Origin of the sequence: Saccharospirillum sp., assembly GCF_039982735.1 — a bacterium.
GTDB lineage: Bacteria > Pseudomonadota > Gammaproteobacteria > Pseudomonadales > Natronospirillaceae > Saccharospirillum.
In genome coordinates this window covers 146,941-168,605 of sequence record NZ_JBDWXV010000011.1, presented here as the reverse complement: position 1 = coordinate 168,605, position 21,665 = coordinate 146,941, and the positions used below count along the sequence as shown (strand labels likewise).

Sequence of the window (21,665 nt, the reverse complement as noted above, 5' to 3'; positions counted from 1 at the left end):
CACTTAAAACACCGTGCTCCAGTTTACCTGAATCCGGGAGGGATACACGCCGTACTCATCCAAAACCCGGGGCTCATTGGCAATGACTTCTGGCCGCTCGGCCAGCGCATGGATGAACGTCAGATCGAGTGTGCTGTTGTTGCCCATACTGCGACTGAGCGCTCCGGTGAGCAACAGACCACCATCACTGAGATTAACGGCTTGCCCTAGCGATGCCTGCCACAGTGGCGACAACGGCTTCGACGCTTGCAGGCTAAGGTAGTGTCGGCCCCAGGGCGAGACCAGGCCGGTTTGATGCCAGCCGGAATCACTTATGTCTGCGTAGTCTGCGTCGACGCCCAGGCTGTTGAAATGGTATTCAGCGACCACATAGACGTCGTCCAGAACCTGCTGATCCAACCCCAGGGTGGCGCGAAAGCCGGAACCGCCATCAGACTCCTGCTCAGTCGCTAGAACCGCCATTTCCTGCCAAAGCCCCCAATCGCCCATCGAGGTTTGGGTACCCAGCCCCAGGACGTGGTTTTCCTGATTCACTGTCAGCGCGGTGGCCTCCCAGGTAAAGCGGCCAGCCTGCGTATAACCGCGGGCAAACAACACTGAATCGTCACCAAAGACCCAGCCAAGATCCAACTCGGACACCGCCCCCAAAGGCACCAGCCAGCGCACCGCATCAACTCCCGCCCGATAATCAGGCTCTTGCGCCTGCAGCCCGGTCGGCAATATGACATCAACCGGCGAATACACTCGTGCAAGCCCAAAGCTAATGGGCTGACGCCCTAGCGTAATATCCCCAAAGCCCGGGTATGCTCGCACATAGGCCCGATCCAGGTTCTGACGAATGCGAACCGGGTCGTCGTCAACCAGCGTGGCATCGAGATCCCGCCAGCGAAAATTGGCCGGGTCGGATTCCAGTGCCTGTTGCAAGGCATCATCACCGTCCGCCTGAGCCAGCCGGGCTTGTTCAGCCAGGCCATAATGCACCCCCACCTCCAACGATGTCGTGGGATACCAGGCCAGATTCAGACGGCCACTCACGGTTTGATCCAGTGCCCAGGCCGGCGGTTGCGAGTCATCGGGCAAGCCCTTTACCTGGGGGTAGACCACAGCTTCAGCGCCGGCGGAAAAATCCCACCAGACATCCACCTCGGCCTGAGCATTAACTGCCAGCCCAACCAATGCAGTCATAACGCTGTGCCCAATAACCCTCTTAGCGACCACGAAGCAGTTTCGGCATTTACGCTTCACGTTCAGACTCGGAATCAATGCAGCCATCCTTCAGCCGAATCAGCCGGCTGGCTCGCTCCATGATCATCGGATCATGGGTAGAGAAAACGAATGTCATGCCTTCGTTGCGGTTCAAGTCGTGCATCATGCCGAGCAAGTCCGACCCGGTTTGCGAATCCAGATTCGCCGTTGGTTCATCGGCCAGAATAATGTTCGGACGGCTGACCATAGCGCGCGCTACGGCCACCCGTTGCTGCTGACCACCCGACAACTGATGCGGAAAGCGCCCTTCCCGCCCCGCCAGTCCAACGCGCTTGAGCATGGCATAAACCCGCTCCCGTCGCTCGGCCTCCGGAACACCCTGCAACAGCATGATGTATTCACAATTCTCGGCAGCGGTTAACACCGGAATCAAATTGTAGGCCTGAAAAATAAAGCCAATGTGGTCGCGCCGAAAATCCGACAGTTCACGCCCCGACATCTGCGTGATGTCCTTGTTCGCCAGATGCACCTGCCCGTGAGTCGGGTTATCCAACCCACCCATCAGTTGCAACAATGTCGACTTGCCCGAACCCGATGGCCCGACAATGGCGGTAAACTCACCCGGCGCAATGCCAAGGCTCACCCGGTCGAGCGCTTTGACCAGTGTATCGCCTTCACCGTAATGCTTGCTGACGTCCCGGGTTTCGATCACCGACGACATGCTTGCTCTCCCTTTCCTGTTTGCTCAAGCTTTGGAGTTTGGTTTTGCTGCGGCACCAGGATTCCGTGTCAGGCACCGGGTACACCTTTCTGGGGTCGGCGTGAACCCATCCATGGGGCCTAGTCCGCAGCATCCTTGCTGCGGACTACCCCAGATAGGTGTACCCGGTACCTAACACTCACTTGGTTGCGAATTCCAAAAGTTAGGGCCTGGAAATACCGCCACTACAAACTCTTGTGCAGTGCCTTCGCAGGCACAATTCTCGCTGCGTGAATAGCCGGGTAAATACAGGCCACCAAGGTCATCACCAGCACCCAAAATGGCAAGGCACTGTATTGCATGAACCGGTGCTGCGGCCTGATAATTTCGGCCAGCGCAACGCCGGAGACTTCCATTGAGCCGTAATCGATACCGACTGAGGCAGACCAGGTAATCAGCAAAACACCCAAGATCAGGCCGATAACAATTGCCCCCAGCGCCAGAATAAGCCCTTCGGTCATAATCAGTTTAAACAGCTGGCGCCGGCGCGTGCCGATCGCCAGCAAAACTCCAAATTCGTAGGTTCGCTCGTAAATCGACATAAACAGCCCGTTGATTACGCCAAGCCCAGCCAGAATAAACAGCACAATCCCGGCAATGATCGTACTGCTGTTGGTCAGTTGCAGCATGGTCGCCAATTGCGGCATCAGCTCTGTCCAGCCCTGGGCGACCCAGCGGTCATTGCTGAGGCGCTGCCATAAGCCGAGGCTGGTATCCGTCGCCAGGGAAGCCGAGGTCATGTTAAACGCAATTTCATGAACGGCGCCACCAATCCCCATCATCGACTGGGCTTCGGGCAAGCGGATAAACGCCAGGTTTTCATCCATGGCGCGGGCGTTCAAATGAAAGATTCCGCTGACCCGGAACAGTTGCTGCTCGGCGGCTTCGGTGATCTGGTTGTTCACCGAGACCACAATACGGTCGCCAATATCCGCTTCCAGCAGCTCAGCCAGTCGATCCCCTATCAGCAGCTGGGTAACTGGCCCTGCTTCCGACAAATAGTCACCGGCGACCATAGCATCGGCAATTTTGGACACTCCGGTCTCAGCCTCCGGGTCGATGCCCACCACCTGCACGGCCCGATTGTTGGCCGCACTTGATACCATGCCGAAAGCCAGCGTTCGGGCGGCGAAACCGGCAACGTCAGGCTCCCGGGCCAGTTGGTCGAGTACTGCTTGGGGGTCATCGATTACCTGGCTTTCATCCTGGCGGGCCAGAAAGTCGCGATGGTGAATTTGCGCATCGCCGGAATACAGCCGGGTCGCCGATCGCACCATGGTGTCTGTCATGCCTTGAATCAGCGCGTCGGTAAACATCAGGGCGGTGAGGCTCAGGCTGATGATCATTGCCGTGAGCAGAGTGCGTCGCCGGTTGCGCGCCAGATTACGCAATGCCAGTCGGCCGGTTAATCCCATATCAGAGTGTCCTCATCGCATCGACCGGCACAATGCGGGCTGCTCGAAAGCCCGGCATCAGGGCAATCAACGCGGCGGCGATGAGTATCACCAGCATCGGAAAACCAAACACATAGGCTGACATCTGGCCCCGATAATGCGAGAACACGATACCGGAAATTTCCATCGGCTCTGCCAGCGCAATGCCTTGCAGGGTGAACCAGAGGTTAATGGGTAACGCCACCAAGCCACCAAACAGGCAGGCAATTACCGCCAGCAAGAGGGTTTCCAGCATAATCAACCAGAACAGTCGCGCGGGCGATGTTCCGATGGCTTTCAATACTCCGAATTCACCGGTGCGTTCCAATACCGACATCAATACGGTATTGAGAACACCAATGCAGACCAGAAAGACAATCACGTAGAGGGTGATCATGCCGCCCTCTTTATCGGCGGTCATGGTTTCATGAAACTCCCTTGCTACCGTTTGCCAGGGGCTTGCACTCAGTTCCTGGCCTGGCAACACCTCACCGATTCGTTCCGCCAGTCGCGGCGCACTCCGATAATCCGCACCCAGAATAACCAGCCGGTGCACTTTGCCCGGCAACACGAAAAAGGATTGAGCGGCGGCCAGCGGCATCACCACCCAGCGTTCCTCCGCATCACCGGGTTGCCCCAGAATACCCTGCACCCGGTAGAGATCGTTCGCCAGAGAGCCATCAGCCCCCTGCGACACCAGTATCAGTTCATCACCGACATCCAGTGACAATTGCCGCGCCACCTGAGCACCGATCATGACACCGGCATAGCCCTGGTCATCGGTTTCACTGGTGAGGTAGCGCCCGGCGCTGACCTTGTCGGCCAGATAAGACAGTGCAGCCTCGCGTTTGGGGTCGACGCCTCGAACGCTTACCGGGAAACTGCGGGTGTCACCATAGCCCAGGGCGCTGCTCTCGATACGCGGCGCCATGGCCTGAACACCGGGCACGGTGTCGATGGCTTGCTGCAGGTCGTCGGTTAGGCTGAACGCTTTGTAGAGCGTTGGCGTCTCTACAAAGCCGCCCACGGTCACCTGAACGTGACCGGTGGTGTCGCGAGTGTAAAAATCGAGCACCTGATCATAACTGCCTTCAGTAACGGACAGCTGCACTGAGACCAGCAGGTAGCCGCCAGCCATGCTCAGTACTGTCAGCAAGGTTCGCCGCCGGTTGCGCAGGATGTTCCGAAAGGCGAGTTTGAGCATCATCATGGGGGCGGCTCAGAACGGACGGCGCAGGTTATTGAGCGTGAAGAAGTCCTCGGTAAGGTCTACTCCAAAATCCAGTTCCTGATAGGTTACGGTGGTTTGGTGTCCGGTCTTGTTCATGGGCGTCAGCGTCATGGTGGCAGGCAAGGTAATGTCACCGTAGTCGGTAATGTCGCTGAATTCCATGACGCGCATCAGGGTTCCGTCTTCATCGAAGTAGCGCTGGCGAACCGGGAGCAGATCCGCTTTGCGAATGGTGATCTCCATGGCCCCCCAGACGGTTACCGTTTGCTCACGGGGCGTTAAGTCCAACTGATACTCCGTGTCTGTCTCGCTTAGCTGTACCCGATACTCCTCCACCAGAGAGACGTCGCGCATGAGGTCATCGTTGGTGAAGTCAGACCCCATCCAGCTGCCCATCATCATCGAAGGCGGCACTTTGACAACCTTGCGAATTTTGGGCAGATAATTCCACATTTCGTTGTCGCGTTGCAGTGTACTGACGCCTCTCTCGCGCTGCGGCTCCAGCACCCTGACCAGCGCATAATCGAGCCCGAGCGACCAGGATTCCAGCGACAATGACCGTTCAAAATCCGGGGTCACAATGCTCATGGTCATGATGGCCCGTGCCGAATCCTGCTGGTACAGGGTGTCGACTCGCTCAAGCAGTTCAATGGCCCTTGGGTCGGTATCGGCCGATTCAGCCCAGCATCCGGCAGCGAGCACCAGCAAAGACCACCGAGCCCAGGTAACGCCGTGACGGATAAAAGCTTTCAGTTCCATTTTGTGTACCTTCCTTCAAGCCATGATGCCTGGTCGTGCCAGGCTGGTCAGTCAGTATTGATCGGGCTGGCGCCGTTGTCGCCACTGCCTTCCTCGTAGAACAGGTTGTTCCAGCGCATCAGCAATACAGTCATCTGTTGCGCCTGACGGGCCAGTGACTGCAGTTCTTCTTCGCTGTTTGGCGTTCCCCGATACAGTTCCAGTTTACGCATGTCGCGGCTGATCACATGATTGGGCTGCTGCATGCGGTAGACTTCCAGCTTCCACCGAGTGTTGGCCACCACCATGCGATAGAACAGAATTTTGGTGTGCCGGCGTACCCGGGTGTAATCGTTCAGTTCTCCAAAACCAGTACCATCGATGGCCACCAGTTTCACTTCACCGCCACTGGGGTCGGCTACCAGTGTGGCCGTGCGGTCGACGTTGCAGATCATTGCCAGCGCGCCGAACACATGCCCTGGTGTAATAATACTCAGCGGTTCGCCCTTAATATGGTCGTCATCCGGATACACCAGCAATTGACCGCGCAACAGAAAATAAAAGCTGGGATCATGATCACCATGGTGGATAACAACTTCGCCGGGGTCGGCAGCCATTACCCGGGCATAAGTAGCCAGAAACTCGGCTTGCTTCGGGTCGACTTCGCGCAATTCCCGAAAGAATGAAATGCCGCCCAGCAAATCATCAAGTGAGACGGCTGATATGTCTTTGAGTGCCAGGGTCTTCATTTTTTATTAGTTACCTTGTAGGTGCTCAATTTTAAACCGGCTGCGCTTTACAGCTTGCTTCAAACGTAATGCTAGCCCCTAAGGTCGCAACTGTGAATTCAATGCACGCACATTGATGTGGTTTCGACCAAAAGCCAGTACATCGTCACAGTTTTGACGGTTTCCATGGCAGTGAATGGATATAACGACGGCCCCTTGTTTCTTTGCAACCTGAGATGGAAACACACTGACGAGGACCCCCTGAAGCGGCTTTACACCACTCGACCGCCGCATGACTTCAAAACCTTACCCAGTCTGGGCATTATGCGCACTGGCTTGCAATCCGTCGGACTCTTCTCGTAATGATACCTACCGCTCCTGCTTTACGTTCCAGCGCCTCGCTGGCACTGTTGTCGTTGTTCTCCGGCATCCTGCTACCTCTGTCACTGGCGCCTTTCGGTTTCTGGCCTTTAGCCTGGCTGAGCCTGATTGGGTATTTTTGGGTAACGGAACGCGCTCAGTCGCCAAAGCAAGCCTTCTGGCTGGGCTGGTGTTTTGGCGCTGGCTTGTTCGGACTGGGTATTTCCTGGGTCTATGGCAGTATGCGGACTGTGGCCACGCCGATCCCCCTCTCGGTTCTGATGACCACGGCATTTTGTCTGGCAATAGCCTTTCTACCGGGCCTTCAGGCCTGGTTGTATCATCGTTTTTTCAAGCAGGGCCGTGGCAGCCAGTGGCTCGCCGCGCCCCTGCTGTGGCTGGTGTTTGAATGGGTTAGAAGCTGGTTGTTTACCGGCATGCCCTGGCTGTTTGCCGGCTATGCGCTGACCGATACACCGGCCGGGCAGTTGGGGGCTGTGCTCAGCGTTTATGGCTTGAGTGCGATTATCGCGTTCTCCTCTGCTGCGCTGGCGATGGCCTTGCCTGCTCAGGTGAACCGCTCCCTGCGCTGGGCACCCGGCCTGGGTGCGGCTGTCATCGTGGTGTCGATGGGGCTGGGCGTTGTGCTGCCAGCCGTGCGCTGGTCGACCGTTATCGACAGCGCCGATGTCGTTGCCATTCAAAGCAACGTTGCTCAGGCGCAAAAGTGGCAAAGCAGCCAGGTAAGGCCCACGCTGGAATTTTACAGTGAGCAGGCGCGCCGCTACGACAGCGCCGACCTGATGATCTGGCCGGAAGCTGCGCTGACGGTGAGGCCGGAACGCATTCCGGCTTATCTTGAAGACCTGGAACGCGTAGGCAATGAGCGCCAGCAGGGCATTATCACCGGCATTGTCACTCAGCAGGAGGGTCGTTACTTCAATGCTCTGCTTGGGTTTGGCACGGCCGATGGCGAATACCGCAAACAGCATTTGGTGCCCTTTGGTGAATACCTGCCGTTTGAACAGCAATTGCGCGGCCTGATCAATTTTTTCAATATTCCCATGTCGACGCTGACACCGGCGCCCGAGCCGCAAGCGCCCATGCTCTGGATGCACCGCGGCGAGGAGCGTTATCTGGCACCGGTGATTTGTTATGAAGCGGCTTATCCGGGCCTGACGATGGCCCTGTCCCGGGAAGCGGACCTGATGATTATGGTCAGTAACGATGCCTGGTTTGGTGATTCACTGGCGCCACACCAACATTTGCAGATCACCCGGATGCGGGCGATTGAAAACAGCCGGGCCATCGTGCGCTCGACGCAGAATGGTATCAGCGCCCTGATTGACGCCAACGGTGAGATTCTGGAGCGCAGTAGACAATTTGAAGTGGCTGCCGTGACCGGCAGTATCAATCTGAGGCAGGGTTTGACGCCCTATCAGCGCTGGGGCGGGCCTTACTGGGCACTATTGCCACTGGCCGGGTTGATCGCCCTGGGCTGGAGCAAACGGCGGGGCGACTGATCAGCCCCGGCTTGCAGCACCCTTGCCTGGCGTGCCCTTGACCGGATGGCGGCGAATACGAAAAAAACCATCCTGCGGGACCTGCAGCGCAGACATCAGGTCAGGCATGACTTCTTCCAGCACCGTATCCAGACCCCAGGGTGGGTTCAGGACCATCAGGCCGCTGGCGGTCATGCCATGTTCACGCGAATCCGGCGCGATGCCCAGTTCAAACACCTGCATTTCTGCCAGTCCGGTCAGCTGTCGCTCCAGCTTTCTGACCCGCTCACGCTGCACCACCGGAAACCAGACGGCGATGACGGCCGTCGACATCCGCTGCATGGCGCGTTTGACGGCGGTGGCAACGTCGTCGTATTCCGCTTTAACTTCGTAGGAAGGGTCAATCAGTACAAAGGCTCTGCGCTCCGGTACCGGCAATTCAGAGACCAGCCGCTCGAGGCCATTCTGGCGAGCCACTTTGACCGGCTTTTGCCGTTTGAACTGGGACTCCAGGGCATCGTAATCCTTACTGTGCAGCTCGGTCAGCACCAGCTTGTCTTGCGGACGCAAGCACTGACGCGCGATCCAGGGTGAGCCCGGGTACAGGTTACCCGCTGCCGAGTCATTCGCCTGAGCGACCAGGCTCAAATACCGTTTGATCAGTGGGTGATTACCGGGTTTGGCCTGCAATCGAACAATGCCTTCTGTGGCTTCACCCGTTTTTTGCGCCTGTGGTGCGGTGAGCGAGTACATGCCTGCGCCAGCATGGGTGTCGATGTACCGCAAGGGCGAGTCCTTGCGCGTCAGATAATCGAGGCACTGGATCAGGACCAGGTGTTTGAGCACATCGGCATGGTTGCCTGCGTGGAAGGCGTGTCGGTAACTGAGCATGGGGTACGGCTTTATGGAAACGGGTGGCGCAGTATAGGGGACAGGGGACCGGGCTGTCATTCCGCTATTTAACCACTCGGCCCGGTTGTCACGCTGACGCTACACAAGAACCCGCCTCTCTCGTTGAAAATACACGCTGGGAGCCCTGATTTACCCGGCTTTCCTTTTGATTTTACAGGTGTACAAGGTAGAATCGCCGGGATTTTTTATCTTAGCCCCTTGCAATCGGGTAAGGTTGCGGGGCATCAAAACGACAAGAAGTGGCCGGCCATGCCGTCAACACTTCGGGCGTCCTCACTGACGCAACGATCAACAATAAAAAATCAAACATTGATCGAGCTTCCAATTCTCGAGCGTGATCACGACCAGCCAGACGAACCGGGTATCATCAGGGTTGACCAATCTCTATCCCTGACGACCCGTTATTGTACAGCGGCTATCACCGACCGGAACCTTATCCCTCGGGCCGGCGGTGTGTTTACAGAATTGGACAGCGCGATCACTTGATGCGACCAGTTGCCGCAGAGCGACGGTTGAAGACTGAATGTGGGAGGGTTAATGGGATCCATCATCGAAGTACAGGGCGTATCGAAAGCCTTTGGCGGCTTGCACGTCATTAATGACTGCTCCATCGCCGTTGAGGAAGGTTCGATCACTGGCCTGATTGGCCCCAACGGGGCTGGTAAATCAACTTTGTTCAACCTGATCGCCGGTGCGTTTCCGGTCGACCAGGGCACCATCACTCTGGCGGGCGAGAACATCACCAACCTGCCGTCCAACGTCCTGTTTGAAAAAGGCCTGCTGCGAACGTTTCAGATTGCACAGGAATTCACGCACATGTCGGCGCTGGAAAACCTGATGATGGTGCCGCCCAATCAACCGGGCGAAAACATTTTCAACACCTGGTTTCAGCCCGGCAAAGTGCGTGACTTTGAACACGGCGTCCGTCAGAAAGCCATGGATGTGATCGACTTCATCGGCCTGGATCATGTCAAGAACGAGCTGGCCGGCAACCTCTCTGGCGGTCAGAAGAAACTGCTGGAACTGGGCCGCACCATGATGGTCGATGCCAAGGTAGTGCTGCTCGACGAAATTGCGGCCGGTGTAAACCGTACCTTGCTGCAAGATCTGGTAGGCAACATCAAACGCCTGAATCAGGAAATGGGCTACACCTTTCTGGTGATTGAACACGATATGGACATGATCGCCGAGCTGTGCGACCCGGTAATCGTGCTCGCCCAGGGCAGTGTCATGGTCGAGGGCACCATTGAGGAAATCCGCAACAACCCCCAGGTGATTGAAGCCTATTTTGGCAGTGATCCGAACGAGGCCGGAGCGTAATATGGCACTGATTGAATGCAAAAACATTCACGCCGGTTACGGCGGCATGAACATCCTCAATGGCGTCAACATGGCCATTGAATCAAGTGAGATTGGCGTGATTGTCGGCCCCAACGGCGCCGGTAAATCAACCACCCTGAAAGCCATTTTCGGCTTGCTCAATGTCAGTGAAGGCAGTATCGAACTGCGTGGCGACAACATCACCAATCTGTCCCCCGATAAGCTGGTGCACAAGGGCATGGGTTTTGTCCCTCAGGAGCACAATGTCTTCGTCAGCATGACGGTTGAGGAAAACCTGGAAATGGGTGCCTTTATCCGGCGCGATGATTTCAGCTACATGCTCGAACGCGTCTACAGCTTTTTCCCTGACCTGAAAGACAAACGCAGACAACCCGCCGGCGAATTGTCGGGCGGTCAGCGTCAGATGGTCGCCATGGGTCGCGCCTTAATGGTTGAACCCAGCCTGCTGTTGCTCGATGAACCAACGGCCGGCCTTTCCCCGCTGTACATGAATGAGATTTTCGAGCGGGTAATCGCGATTAATGAAAGCGGCGTCGGCGTGCTGATGGTGGAACAAAACGCCAAACAGGCACTGCGCATTGCGCATAAGGGGTTCGTACTGGCGGCGGGTAAAAACCGCTTTACCGATACAGGCCAGAACCTGCTGAACGATCCGGAAGTGGCGAAAAGCTTCCTGGGTGGCTGACGGTTAATAGGAGTCCGTTGTGAACGAATTTATTTTCTTTTTTAACAGTGTGGTCATCAACGGCGCGGTGATCGGATCGATCTACGCCATGGGTGCCATCGGTGTCACCCTGGTGTTCGGTATTCTGCGCTTTGCCCATTTTGCCCATGCCGACATGATGACGCTGGGCGCCTTTCTGGTGCTGATCCTCACGGCATTGTTTCCCGCTGTAGGCCCGGCCATCGGGTTGCCCACCGCCTTTGTGATGATGCCGCTTGCCATGGTGGCGACGGCCTTTATTGCTGTGGGCATCGACAAGCTGTTCTACAAAAAACTGCGGGAAAATAACGTTAAACCGGTCGTTATGGTAATGGCGTCGGTCGGCGTAACGCTGATGTTGCAGGGACTGATTCGCTTCTTCGCCGGCACCGGCACACAGAGCCTGTACGTTGATGATCGCAAGGCGATCTTCCGCATCGACCTGCCGTTTGAGTCGGCTTCGCGCAATCTGGTGGTCACCGAACCTCAATTGTTGCTGTTCCTGTCTCTGGCGTTTGCCGTAATTGCGTTGCACCTGTTCCTGAACAAGTCGCGGCTGGGCAAAGCCATGCGCGCCATGTCGGACAATCCGGATCTGGCCAAGGTCTCTGGCATCAACACCAACACCGTCGTCGGTGTCACCTGGATCATCGCCGGTGCACTGGCTTGTGCGGCCGGCACCTTGCTGTCACTGGACGTGACGCTGAAGCCTGACCTGAGCTTTATGATTTTGCTGCCCATTTTTGCGGCGGCCATTGTCGGTGGCGTCGGTAGTCCTTATGGCGCATTGGCTGGCGGTTTTGTGGTTGGCCTGACGGAAACGCTGGCAGTATTCAACTGGACGTTTGTACTGCGCCCGCTGGAGCGAGCCATCCCCGCGCTGGACTTACCCAATACCCTGGCGTTTGTGCCCACAGAATACAAAATCACCATTCCGTTTTTCATCCTGTTGGCGATTCTCATCTGGCGACCAACCGGCCTGTTTAAAGGGAAGATCATCTGATGCAACTGCCAAAGAAAGACATCATCCTGTTCAGCCTGCTGGCTGCTTTGATTCTGATCGTATTTGCCTCTCAGGGCTCCGCTTACAGTGTCCGGGTGCTGGCTGAAGCCAGCTGCTATGCGATTCTGGCACTGGGCCTGACCATTCAATGGGGTTATGCCGGTCTGTTTAACGCGGGCATCATGGGGTTCGTCGCCCTCGGCGGCTTTATTACCATGCTGTTCAGCTTCCCGACTAACGACGACTTCTGGAGCACCGACCTGCCCGGCCAACTCGGCGGCGTTGGCCTCAAGGCGTTGCTTTCGATCGCCATCGTTTATGGCCTTACCCAACTGAAGCGTTTCGGTATCAGCAAGAAGATTCGCTTACCGCTTATCATTGTTGCTTCCGCGATACTGTATCTTTGGGTCGTCACCTCACTGGGGCCAGTTGCCGAAGCGATTGAGTCCGAAGCCGGATTCATCGGCGGTTTTGGTTTGCCGGTCTGGGTCGGCTGGCTGGTCGGCGGTGCCATTGCGGGCGGCATTGCTTATTTCATTGGCCATATTTGCCTGGGTTTGCGCAGTGACTACCTTGCCATCGCGACACTGGGCATTGCCGAAATCATCAAGGCGTTTCTGAAGAATGCCGACTGGTTGACCCGGGGCACACTGACGGTATCGCCCCTGCCCTGGCCAGTGCCACAGGCCGGGGAAATCGGCTTTATTGCAGCCCGTGCAGCCTATCTGTCGGTCACCGCGGTATTGATTGCGGTCATCTACTTCCTGCTGTACCGCGCCTACAACGCCCCCTGGGGCCGCACCATGCGCGCCATCCGCGACAACGAGAACTCCTCGGCCGCCATGGGCAAAGACGTCAACCGTCGCCGCCTGGAAGTCTTTATTCTGGGCTCAGTGCTGATGGGCATTGGCGGTGCTGCACTGGTCACCTTTAACGGCATTTTTGACCCCAGTGGCTTCCTGCCTCTGAACCACACCTTTCTTGTCTGGGTGATGGTGATTCTGGGTGGCGCCGGCAACAACAAAGGCACCATTTTTGGCGCGGTGTTTATCTACATTATCTGGACCATGTCAGAACCCGCGGCGCTGTTCCTGATCGACATGGCACGCCAGTTGGGTACCGCCTGGTTTGAGTGGCAACCACCCGGTGACCTCGACAGCCGAGCGCTTCAGGCACGGGTATTCGTGATCGGACTGACCATCAGCCTGGTGCTGCGTTACGCCCCCAAGGGGCTGTTTCCAGAGAAAGTGGCGCATCACGCCTGATCTGATCAACGCAGTTCATAAAGGGAGCTTTCAGCTCCCTTTTTTGTGTCCGCCTGTCAGAGTCACGTAGACTATTGCAGCCGAATAACAGACAACGCTACTGAGCACTCCATGACTCTCTCGAACTGGCCAAAAACCACAGGCGACATTTCCTTCTGGTATCAGGATATCGGTGGCTTCCCGCCGCCCAGACCGGCGCTTGAGGGCGATACCACAGCCGATGTCTGTATTGTTGGCGCAGGCTACACAGGCTTGTGGACGGCCTATTACCTCAAGAAAGCCAAACCGGATTTGAATGTCATCATTCTCGAAGCCGAGTTCGCCGGCTTTGGCGCATCAGGGCGTAACGGTGGCTGGCTGACGGGTGGCTTTGCCTGGGACCATGAAAGGTACCTGAGCAACGGTAATGCAGCGGGTGTTCGGGCCATGGTTGATGCGATGGGGATCAGCGTCGATGAAATTCTGTCTGTTGCATCGGCCGAGGGTATAGACGCCGATATCCTTCGCACCAGCGAATTGCTGATCGCCACCAACCCGGCGCAGCTGCACCGCATGAACACCGAGATTGAACACCGGAAGAACTGGGGCGAAGCGAGCCGGATTCGGGCACTGCGCCAGGAAGACGTTGCCGCTCGAATCTCGATACCCGGCGCACTGGGCGCGATGGAAATTGATAACGTCGCCCGTATCCAGCCTGCCAAACTGGTGCAGGGACTGGCCCGGGTGGTTGAAGGTCTGGGTGTGCGGATCGCCGAACAAACGAAGGTTATCGCTTTGGAACCAGGCGCCGCTAAAACCGACAAAGGAAGGGTAACGGCGCCCATCATTCTGCGAGCCACTGAAGGATTTACGGCCACTTTGCCCGGCTCGGAACGGGACTGGCTGCCCCTCAATTCAGCCCAAATTATCACCGAGCCGTTGCCACCCGAAGTTTGGCAGCAGATCGGCTGGAACGGCCGTGAGATCGTAGGTGATTTCGCCAATGCCTACTGTTATTGCCAGCGCACCCGTGAAGGCCGAATCGCAGTGGGTGGTCGTGGCCTGCCCTATCGTCTGGGCAGTCAAATTGACCACCGGGGCACACCCGACTCCGACACCATTCGCCACCTGATCCGAATCCTGAACCGGCACTTCCCGGCTGCCAGTAAGGCTCGTATAGATCATGCCTGGTGCGGTGTACTGGCAGTGCCCCGTGACTGGTGCGCCACCGTCGGTCTCGACCCGAAAACAGGTCTCGGCTGGGCCGGAGGGTATGTCGGCGTGGGCGTATCGACCTCCAATCTGGCCGGGCGTACCCTCTGCGATCTGACCCTGGGGCGGGACACCGACCTGACCCGCCTGCCCTGGGTAGGCCGCCGGGTTCGACGCTGGGAGCCCGAACCCCTGCGCTGGCTGGGCGTCAGAGGCATGTATGCCCTGTTCAATGCGGCCGATCAGCGCGAAGCCAGAGGCAGGCAGACACCGTCAAAACTGGCGACGCTGGGCCACTGGCTGACGGGGCATTAAACCAACGCCGGGCTCGCCTGGCGCACCGGGTATACCAGCCGCTCAAGACTTAACGCTTCATCGAGCGCTTCTTTTTGCATTAAGCCCTCTGCCAAAACCAGATCCCTGACACTGTGTCCTGTCGCCAGGGCCAGACTGGCCAGGCGAGTGGCATTGTCGTAACCGATGTAAGGGTTAAGCGCAGTCACAACGCCAATGGAAGCGTTCACCTGCGCCAGGCAGTGCTCCCGGTTGGCCGTAATGCCTTCGATGCACAGGGTGCGCAGCATATCCATGGCGCGACGCAGTAAGCGCATTGAATCGAACAGTTTATAGGCAATCAGTGGCTCCATAGCATTCAATTGCAACTGCCCGCTTTCAGCCGCCATGGTGATGGCCAGGTCGTTGCCGATCACCTGATAAGCGACCTGGTTTACCGCCTCGGGAATCACCGGGTTCACCTTGCCGGGCATGATGGAGGAGCCGGGCTGACGAGCTGGCAGGTTGATCTCGCCAAGTCCAGCCCGGGGGCCGCTCGACAACAGTCGCAAGTCGTTACACATCTTCGACAGCTTAATCGCCAGCCGTTTGGTCATGCCGGAAAACAACACGAAAGCGCCCATGTCGGAGGTGGCTTCAATCAGATCGTTTGCCAGCCGCATCGGGTGTCCACACAGTCGCGACAAGTGGGTCACGGCCAGTTGAGCATAGTCCGGGTGGGCATTCAGGCCGGTACCGATGGCGGTGCCACCCAGGTTCACTTCCCGCAGCAGATCAAACAGGCCGGCAATGCGATCGATGTCTTCACCCAGGGTGGTGGCAAAGGCGCCAAATTCCTGGCCAAGCGTCATGGGTACGGCGTCCTGCAGCTGGGTGCGACCCATCTTAAGGACATCGGCAAACTCATCGCGCTTGTCGGCAAGCGCATCCCGCAGCTGCGCCAGGCTATCGACCAGTTCTGCGTGCGACAATTGCAAGCCCACCCGAATCGCTGTCGGGTAAGCATCATTGGTCGACTGGGACGCATTGACGTCGTTATTGGGGTGCAAGTGTTGGTATGCGCCTTTTGCATGACCGAGCCATTCCAGCCCCAGATTGGCGATGACTTCATTGGCGTTCATATTGGTAGAGGTACCAGCACCGCCCTGAATCATATCGACAATGAACTGGTCATGATGCTGCCCGGCTACCAGTTGATCACAGGCCGCACCGATCGCTTGAAACCGGCGCTCTTCCAGCAATCCGAGCTCTGCATTGGCTGCGGCAGCGGCTTTTTTAACCATGGCCAGCCCGATAATGAGTTTCGGAAAATGGGCCAGCGTTACGCCTGACAGATCAAAGTTTTCGGCGGCACGCAACGTCTGAATGCCATAGTACGCCTCAGCAGGAACAGTCCGTTGACCGAGCAGGTCACGTTCCAGGCGGGTAGGCAGAGAAGGGTCAAGGGTCGTGCGAATGGCGGTGTCGTTCTGCGTTGGCAGCATGATTGTTTTCTGTGTCCTCCGGGGTCTTACCGGCTTGCCACAATGGCGACCGGAGAACTCATTGTGCCGTTTCCCCGGGTTCGCCGACCAATGCCGTTTTCAGCTATAGTATGCATATATTGCATACTTAGGAGCTTGGATGGACTTCGAAACGCGCTGGCTGGAGGATTTTATTGCCCTGGCCGATACCCTGAGCTTTTCCCGGGCGGCAGAGCGTCGCTTCGTGACTCAGCCAGCATTCAGCCGACGCATTAAAGCGCTGGAAACCACGCTGGCGGTTCCCCTGGTGGACCGCTCAACCACCCCGGTGCGACTGACGGATGAGGGCCAGTTATTCCTGCTGACGGCAAGAACCGTGATGTCTCAGCTGCGCGAAACCGTTAGCCGGTTGCGCGGGTTGGACGCTAATCAGCAAGCCACGCTGCGCGTCGCTGCCGCACACTCGCTGGCATTTTCCTTTTTCCCGGACTGGATGACCGAGCACCGGGATGTGATGAACAATCTGAACATGCGCCTGGTGGCAATGAACGTTGAAGAAGCCTTGCATGCCTTACGCGAAGGCCAGTGTGATTTGCTGCAAATCTATTACGACTCCTATGCCACCCTGCAGCTGGATGCCAGCACTTTTCCCTCTATTACCCTGGGGCACACGCGCCTGGTTCCGGTGTCTGTTCCACTGCCTGGCACTGACCAGCCACGCTATTCGCTCGACAGAGAAGGCCAGGAAGAAATTCCGTTACTGGCCTACACACCCGGGGCCTTTCTGGGGCGGACACTTCGGCTGATGTTAAAGCAGGACCCGATCAGATTGCGGCTGAAAACCGTCTACGACACCGCCATGGCGGAAGGGTTGAAAGGCATGGCATTAACCGGCGCGGGCATCGCCTGGGTACCGGAGCTGTGTATTCGACGGGAGCTGCGAGAGGGTGAACTGGTCATCTGCGGGGCTGAGCGCTGGCATGCGCCACTGGAGATCCGGCTGTATCGATGTGCACTGGTTCGGAACCCATCGGTAAACCGGCTTTGGCAGCGATTGGCCGCCCAATAAAAAACCGGCCAAAAGGCCGGTTTTTAACGAACACAGTATCTATTTGTGGAGCGACAATCCGTTCGTTTTACTGGATTTCGCCCACTTCGACAAACGCACCGTTACGCACAGTCATTTCAACAATAACGCCAGGAACGTCACCGCTGTCATCGAATTCGTGCTGACCGGTTGCGCCTTCGTAGTTGATGTCCTGACCCGCTGCCAGCAGACGCTTGGCTTTGCTCCACTCACCCGGCAGGATCACTTCACCCGGCGCAGTCGCTACACGGCGGACATGGTCGCTCAGGCCTTCACGGCTGTCTTCGCCCATTGATTCGATGGCCAGCGCAATAATAAAGGCGGCATCGTAAGACTGACCGGCAAAGGTCGCGTTCGGATCCAGCTCAACCGCTTCGGCCAACCCGGCAAACACAGCTGATCCTGGCAGATCCGGGGTGCCCGGCTTGGTAGCAATCATGCCTTCAAGCACGTCGCCGCCCACAGCCCGAACCAGGCCGTCACCGACCATACCATCACCACCAACGTAAGTGACGAAGTTGCCGCTCTCGTTCGCCTGACGAAGGATCGTCTGACCAGACCCGTCGGCATAGGCCAACACGACCAGGTTTTGCGAACCGGTAGACGCCAGAGAAGCAATTTCAGCACGGTAATCGGCTTTGCCGTCCTCATGCGCTTCATTGGCCATTACCATGCCACCTTCGTTTTCATAGGCCGCCGCGAACGCATCGGCCAGGCCCTTGCCATAGTCATTGTTCACATAAGTGACCGCGGCATCGTTGATACCTTTGGAGATCAGCAACCGTGCCAGAACTTCGCCCTGATAAGCGTCAGACGGCGGTGTACGGAAAACCTGATCATTATCATCCATCTCTGTAATCGCCGGCGAGGTAGACGCCGGTGATATCATCACCACGCTGGCAGGAATGCCTACGTTGTTGGCGGCGGCAATGGTCGCCCCTGAACACAGGGCACCGACGATAGCGGTCACATTTTCCGAGTTGATCAGTCGGTCGGCACCGTTGGTAGCGGCCGATGAGTCAACGCAGGTGGTATCAGCACTGGGCATGACCAGAATGTCACCATCCAGAATACCACCCTGACCATTCACATGCCTGACGGCCAGACGCGCAGCGTCGTAAATGGGAGGTGTCAAACTTTCAATAGGGCCGGTAAAACCACCCAGAAAGCCGATTTTTACTTCTTCAGCCTGTACGGCACCGACGAGTGCTGCAGCGGTTGCTACGCCCAAGAGTGTTTTTTTAATCATAGAGTTCTCTCTCGCTGTTATTATGTTTCCCAAAGGGACCACTTCATGTTGAGGATTTTTTGCCAGAAACACAAGCCTTCAAAAGGCGCATAGGCCCGCATTGTCGGCTTTGTTCACTTTCTGTTCAGACATGACCTGCAATCCGGTGATCGCGTGAGCTGTGCACAGTGCCAGTCTTGTTCTTGTTGTTAGACGGTATTGTGTTACTGCGCCATCGCAGCTTCTCCTATTTTTCAAGCAACAGCACCCCCGGCCGGAGAAAAAGCTTTACGATGCATTGTAAAGCCACGATTCCAGCTCAGGGAAAGAAGCCATTGGTCAGAAAAAAGGCCACCCAGAACCGCACGTCCTCATCGTTCATGATGAAGGTGTGTCCAGCCTCTGCCAGACGGAAGCCATCGGCCTCGCTCAGGCGGGCACTGGCCACCGATACCTTGCCATCGTGATCACCCTGAAACAGAACATTGAACCAGGGGTCGCTGGAGCGGGTGCCGGTAATCACCCCCACGGGCACATCGATGGGATCAAGCTGGTTCACCAGCGCCTCGTCATCGGTGGCCAGTTCTAGCGCCGCGGGACCCATAATCCACTGAAACCAGGCCTGGTCTCCCAGGGCATCGATCACTTCACTGCCGTGGTTGGGCGGGCTCAGCATCACTACCCGCCCCTGCCCCGGCAGATCAGCGCGCTGCAGCCAGTAACGGGCCAGTATGCCGCCCAGTGAATGGGTCACCAGATGAACGGTGTCGTAACCCTGCCGGTTCACCCGCGCCACCGCGTTCGCTACGTAGGCCGACAACTCCGGGACGGTCTCCTTTCGGCTTGGGTATTCCTGATTACAGGTGGCAAAGCCTGCCTCCTGCAGAGCACCCGCCAGCCTGGCCATGGACCTATCGGTTCGGCCCAATCCATGCACCAGTACCACAACCTGTTCGCCCTCGCCTTCCACGGTGCACAAGTCTTCCTGCTCCGGAACCATCAAGCCGGCGTCGATGCGCACATCGGCCAGACTTACGCGCCAGTCGAGATGCGGCCCGGTACTACGACCCGTTGTGCCCACTGCTGCGATCAATTCACCCTGCTCAACCCGATCGCCCACACTGACATGCACACCGGATAAATGCAGAAAACTGGACGTCAGCCCCATGCCGTGGTTCAGCAACACCGTTCCACCGCTGAAATACAAATCCGGTTCTGCCAGCGTTACAACGCCGGAGGCTGGCGCGTATACCGGTGTGCCTGTGGGTACCGCGACATCAATGCCCCAGTGCGGCGCCGAAGGCGTACCATTCAGAATACGCTGGCTGCCATAGACGCCGGAGATTCGCCCATAGGCGGGCCAGAGGAAAGGCTCAAGCCAGCCTTCACTGTCGACCCGTCGAGCACGGGCTGCCTTGACGCGTTCCGCTTCGGCCAGTATGCGGGCAATCTGCTCTTCAGGCGGGTTTACCCGGGACGGATCAAGACCGTCGACGCGCTGAATTCGATAGTCCCGTTCTTCAATTTCCAGCTGAAATCGCTGTTCAGCCTGCCCGGGCACACTCACCGATAACAGATACTTGCCTTTCATCATGCGCTCGAAACCCAGAATATAACGGCCTTCAGCGTCTACCGGTACCGATTGTCCGGCGAACCTTACGTGGCTTTCGGGCTCGGCCCGGCCGACAAAATAGCCCCCGCCCTGAAGTACACCGTACCCTTCGGGCATGGCCCAGGCTGGCATCGTCAGAAACCAGCACAACGCTGCGGCAACCAACGGCTGGAAGCTTCGGCGATGGCGACGCCGGACGTTGCGCGTCGGGACCTGATGCAGGTCATTACCCAAGGTAGCTATCATCTTATATACTCATTTTAAGGTTCACGACTTGCCAAACTCCGGCTTGGTAATGGCGCACAGAATCTGCGTCAGTCTGTAGGCGTCAGCTCGATCTATCTTACACACAATTGGTTCCCTGTTGGGCCCACCATCAAACCGGTTAAGGATTCAAATCCATGGCTGTAGTTCCGGTGCTTGTTATTAATTCCGGCAGTTCATCGCTCAAATTTTCGCTGTTCAACATGACCACCGGCCGCGACTTCCTGTCGGGGTCAGTCGATCGGCTCAACACTCGCAATGCCGAACTGAACTGGCATCACGATGGCAAAAAACAAACCAGCCCCCTGCCCGGCCAGGGTCACTCGGGGGCCTTGCAGGCGGTCAACAACCTCGTGACCCGCCTTGCGTTGAAAGAACCCCTGGCGGGCATCGGGCATCGGGTTGTGCACGGTGGTGAAACCTTTACCGATTCAGCCCGGATTACCGAAGCTACCCTGCGCGGTATCGAAGCCTGCGCCAATCTGGCTCCCCTGCACAACCCGGCAAATGTGCTGGGAATTCAGGTAATGCAGGCGTTGTATCCGTCGGTACCCCAGGTGGCTGTCTTTGATACGGCTTTTCACCAGTCGCTGGATCCGGAAGCCTTTCTCTATGCCGTGCCAATGAAACTCTACCGGGAGCAGGGCGTTCGACGTTACGGTTTTCATGGCACCAGTCACAAATACGTAGCGCAACAGGCGGTGCAACAACTGGAGTTGAACCCTGAATCGCATGCGATTATCACAGCGCACCTGGGCAACGGCTGCAGTGCAACCGCAATTTCCGACGGTTTTTCGATCGACACCACCATGGGGATGACCCCCCTGGAAGGGCTGGTCATGGGCACACGCAGTGGCGATATTGACCCAGGCTTGCATGAATACCTGAGTGAGCAACTCGGCTGGAGCATCGCTGATGTTACCCAGATGTTGAACCGCGACAGTGGCCTGCTGGGTCTTTCGGAACTGTCGAACGACATGCGCACGCTTACCGAAGCGGCGGCCGGCGGGCACCGTCAGGCGCGTCAGGCCATCGATGTGTTCTGTTTCCGGCTGGCCCGCCAGATCGGCGGCCTGGCGGCATCGCTTGGCCGGCTTGATGCGCTGATATTTACCGGAGGCATCGGTGAAAACGCCGCGGACATTCGCGCTAATGTTCTGCAACGCCTGGGTGTATTCGGCTTTGAACTCGACGATGTCCTGAACAAAGCGCACGGTGACAGCCGGGGCCAAATTTCAGCAAGCAAAGGCCCGGTTGCTGCTGTCATTCCCACCCGGGAAGAATGGATGATCGCGCAGGACACCCTGCGGTTGATCAACGAAACGCCAATTAACTGATCAACAG

Annotated in this window: 18 protein-coding genes; 8 read left to right on the top strand and 10 right to left on the bottom strand. The window is 57.3% G+C overall.

Annotation, left to right across the window (positions count from 1 at the left end; all coding sequences use genetic code 11):
- Positions 1 to 3: 3 nt before the first annotated feature.
- The 6 genes from ABJT94_RS09015 to ABJT94_RS08990 form a co-directional block, all read right to left on the bottom strand.
- Positions 4 to 1,185, bottom strand: coding sequence for a hypothetical protein (locus tag ABJT94_RS09015; protein WP_348475651.1), 1,182 nt, complete (start codon positions 1,183 to 1,185; stop codon positions 4 to 6).
- Between the two features lie 49 nt (positions 1,186 to 1,234).
- Entirely contained in the window at positions 1,235 to 1,927 is a 693-nt protein-coding gene (locus tag ABJT94_RS09010) for an ABC transporter ATP-binding protein (RefSeq protein WP_348475652.1), read from the bottom strand.
- Between the two features lie 224 nt (positions 1,928 to 2,151).
- Positions 2,152 to 3,381, bottom strand: a complete 1,230-nt coding sequence (locus ABJT94_RS09005) for an FtsX-like permease family protein (RefSeq protein WP_348475653.1) — start codon at positions 3,379 to 3,381, stop codon at positions 2,152 to 2,154.
- Position 3,382: 1 nt separating this feature from the next.
- Entirely contained in the window at positions 3,383 to 4,609 is a 1,227-nt protein-coding gene (locus ABJT94_RS09000; RefSeq protein ID WP_348475654.1) for an ABC transporter permease, read from the bottom strand.
- Positions 4,610 to 4,618: 9 nt separating this feature from the next.
- Complete coding sequence (locus ABJT94_RS08995) at positions 4,619 to 5,389, bottom strand: outer membrane lipoprotein-sorting protein (RefSeq protein ID WP_348475655.1); 771 nt, start codon at positions 5,387 to 5,389, stop codon at positions 4,619 to 4,621.
- 47 nt (positions 5,390 to 5,436) lie between these two features.
- Positions 5,437 to 6,117, bottom strand: coding sequence for a cyclic nucleotide-binding domain-containing protein (locus ABJT94_RS08990; protein WP_348475656.1), 681 nt, complete (start codon positions 6,115 to 6,117; stop codon positions 5,437 to 5,439).
- A gap of 341 nt (positions 6,118 to 6,458) precedes the next feature.
- Here ABJT94_RS08990 and lnt point away from each other — a divergent pair, with 341 nt between their 5' ends.
- A complete protein-coding gene (lnt, locus tag ABJT94_RS08985; RefSeq protein WP_348475657.1) occupies positions 6,459 to 7,979 on the top strand; it encodes an apolipoprotein N-acyltransferase in 1,521 nt (506 codons plus the stop codon).
- Here the strand turns inward: lnt and rlmJ are convergent, their stop codons facing one another.
- Complete coding sequence (rlmJ, locus tag ABJT94_RS08980) at positions 7,980 to 8,849, bottom strand: 23S rRNA (adenine(2030)-N(6))-methyltransferase RlmJ (protein ID WP_348475658.1); 870 nt, start codon at positions 8,847 to 8,849, stop codon at positions 7,980 to 7,982.
- A gap of 558 nt (positions 8,850 to 9,407) precedes the next feature.
- Here rlmJ and ABJT94_RS08975 point away from each other — a divergent pair.
- From ABJT94_RS08975 to ABJT94_RS08955, 5 genes are all read left to right on the top strand, one after another.
- Positions 9,408 to 10,190, top strand: coding sequence for an ABC transporter ATP-binding protein (locus ABJT94_RS08975; RefSeq protein WP_348475659.1), 783 nt, complete (start codon positions 9,408 to 9,410; stop codon positions 10,188 to 10,190).
- Between the two features lies 1 nt (position 10,191).
- Complete coding sequence (locus ABJT94_RS08970; RefSeq protein WP_348475660.1) at positions 10,192 to 10,896, top strand: ABC transporter ATP-binding protein; 705 nt, start codon at positions 10,192 to 10,194, stop codon at positions 10,894 to 10,896.
- Between the two features lie 19 nt (positions 10,897 to 10,915).
- On the top strand, positions 10,916 to 11,917 hold the full coding sequence (locus ABJT94_RS08965) for a branched-chain amino acid ABC transporter permease (RefSeq protein ID WP_348475661.1): 1,002 nt from the start codon (positions 10,916 to 10,918) through the stop codon (positions 11,915 to 11,917).
- Complete coding sequence (locus tag ABJT94_RS08960) at positions 11,917 to 13,182, top strand: branched-chain amino acid ABC transporter permease (protein ID WP_348475662.1); 1,266 nt, start codon at positions 11,917 to 11,919, stop codon at positions 13,180 to 13,182. The genes ABJT94_RS08965 and ABJT94_RS08960 overlap by 1 nt, the downstream gene beginning before the upstream one ends.
- 111 nt (positions 13,183 to 13,293) lie before the next feature.
- Entirely contained in the window at positions 13,294 to 14,688 is a 1,395-nt protein-coding gene (locus tag ABJT94_RS08955; protein WP_348475663.1) for an FAD-binding oxidoreductase, read from the top strand.
- On the opposite strand, the gene ABJT94_RS08950 is transcribed toward ABJT94_RS08955, so the two are convergent.
- The gene (locus ABJT94_RS08950; protein ID WP_348475664.1) at positions 14,685 to 16,151 is read right to left on the bottom strand and encodes an aspartate ammonia-lyase; all 1,467 of its coding nucleotides are present in this window, start codon (positions 16,149 to 16,151) and stop codon (positions 14,685 to 14,687) included. The genes ABJT94_RS08955 and ABJT94_RS08950 overlap by 4 nt on opposite strands.
- A 139-nt stretch (positions 16,152 to 16,290) precedes the next feature.
- On the opposite strand from ABJT94_RS08950, the gene ABJT94_RS08945 reads away from it, so the two are divergent.
- On the top strand, positions 16,291 to 17,199 hold the full coding sequence (locus ABJT94_RS08945) for a LysR substrate-binding domain-containing protein (protein ID WP_348475665.1): 909 nt from the start codon (positions 16,291 to 16,293) through the stop codon (positions 17,197 to 17,199).
- Positions 17,200 to 17,266: 67 nt separating this feature from the next.
- Here the strand turns inward: ABJT94_RS08945 and ABJT94_RS08940 are convergent, their stop codons facing one another.
- Together ABJT94_RS08940 and ABJT94_RS08935 are read right to left on the bottom strand one after the other, a co-directional pair.
- Positions 17,267 to 18,466, bottom strand: coding sequence for an ABC transporter substrate-binding protein (locus tag ABJT94_RS08940; protein ID WP_348475666.1), 1,200 nt, complete (start codon positions 18,464 to 18,466; stop codon positions 17,267 to 17,269).
- A 298-nt stretch (positions 18,467 to 18,764) separates the two neighbouring features.
- A complete protein-coding gene (locus ABJT94_RS08935; RefSeq protein WP_348475667.1) occupies positions 18,765 to 20,303 on the bottom strand; it encodes a peptidoglycan DD-metalloendopeptidase family protein in 1,539 nt (512 codons plus the stop codon).
- Positions 20,304 to 20,458: 155 nt separating this feature from the next.
- On the opposite strand from ABJT94_RS08935, the gene ABJT94_RS08930 reads away from it, so the two are divergent.
- A complete protein-coding gene (locus ABJT94_RS08930) occupies positions 20,459 to 21,658 on the top strand; it encodes an acetate kinase (RefSeq protein ID WP_348475668.1) in 1,200 nt (399 codons plus the stop codon).
- Positions 21,659 to 21,665: the final 7 nt, after the last annotated feature.

What these genes read in the sequence shown, in the direction of transcription:
- ABJT94_RS09015 (WP_348475651.1), bottom strand. Translation starts at nt 1,185, where the DNA reads ATGACTGCATTGGTTGGGCTGGCAGTTAATGCTCAGGCCGAGGTGGAT.
- ABJT94_RS09010 (WP_348475652.1), bottom strand. Translation starts at nt 1,927, where the DNA reads ATGTCGTCGGTGATCGAAACCCGGGACGTCAGCAAGCATTACGGTGAA.
- ABJT94_RS09005 (WP_348475653.1), bottom strand. Translation starts at nt 3,381, where the DNA reads ATGGGATTAACCGGCCGACTGGCATTGCGTAATCTGGCGCGCAACCGG.
- ABJT94_RS09000 (WP_348475654.1), bottom strand. Translation starts at nt 4,609, where the DNA reads ATGATGATGCTCAAACTCGCCTTTCGGAACATCCTGCGCAACCGGCGG.
- ABJT94_RS08995 (WP_348475655.1), bottom strand. Translation starts at nt 5,389, where the DNA reads ATGGAACTGAAAGCTTTTATCCGTCACGGCGTTACCTGGGCTCGGTGG.
- ABJT94_RS08990 (WP_348475656.1), bottom strand. Translation starts at nt 6,117, where the DNA reads ATGAAGACCCTGGCACTCAAAGACATATCAGCCGTCTCACTTGATGAT.
- lnt (WP_348475657.1), top strand. Translation starts at nt 6,459, where the DNA reads ATGATACCTACCGCTCCTGCTTTACGTTCCAGCGCCTCGCTGGCACTG.
- rlmJ (WP_348475658.1), bottom strand. Translation starts at nt 8,849, where the DNA reads ATGCTCAGTTACCGACACGCCTTCCACGCAGGCAACCATGCCGATGTG.
- ABJT94_RS08975 (WP_348475659.1), top strand. Translation starts at nt 9,408, where the DNA reads ATGGGATCCATCATCGAAGTACAGGGCGTATCGAAAGCCTTTGGCGGC.
- ABJT94_RS08970 (WP_348475660.1), top strand. Translation starts at nt 10,192, where the DNA reads ATGGCACTGATTGAATGCAAAAACATTCACGCCGGTTACGGCGGCATG.
- ABJT94_RS08960 (WP_348475662.1), top strand. Translation starts at nt 11,917, where the DNA reads ATGCAACTGCCAAAGAAAGACATCATCCTGTTCAGCCTGCTGGCTGCT.
- ABJT94_RS08955 (WP_348475663.1), top strand. Translation starts at nt 13,294, where the DNA reads ATGACTCTCTCGAACTGGCCAAAAACCACAGGCGACATTTCCTTCTGG.
- ABJT94_RS08950 (WP_348475664.1), bottom strand. Translation starts at nt 16,151, where the DNA reads ATGCTGCCAACGCAGAACGACACCGCCATTCGCACGACCCTTGACCCT.
- ABJT94_RS08945 (WP_348475665.1), top strand. Translation starts at nt 16,291, where the DNA reads ATGGACTTCGAAACGCGCTGGCTGGAGGATTTTATTGCCCTGGCCGAT.
- ABJT94_RS08940 (WP_348475666.1), bottom strand. Translation starts at nt 18,466, where the DNA reads ATGATTAAAAAAACACTCTTGGGCGTAGCAACCGCTGCAGCACTCGTC.
- ABJT94_RS08935 (WP_348475667.1), bottom strand. Translation starts at nt 20,303, where the DNA reads ATGATAGCTACCTTGGGTAATGACCTGCATCAGGTCCCGACGCGCAAC.
- ABJT94_RS08930 (WP_348475668.1), top strand. Translation starts at nt 20,459, where the DNA reads ATGGCTGTAGTTCCGGTGCTTGTTATTAATTCCGGCAGTTCATCGCTC.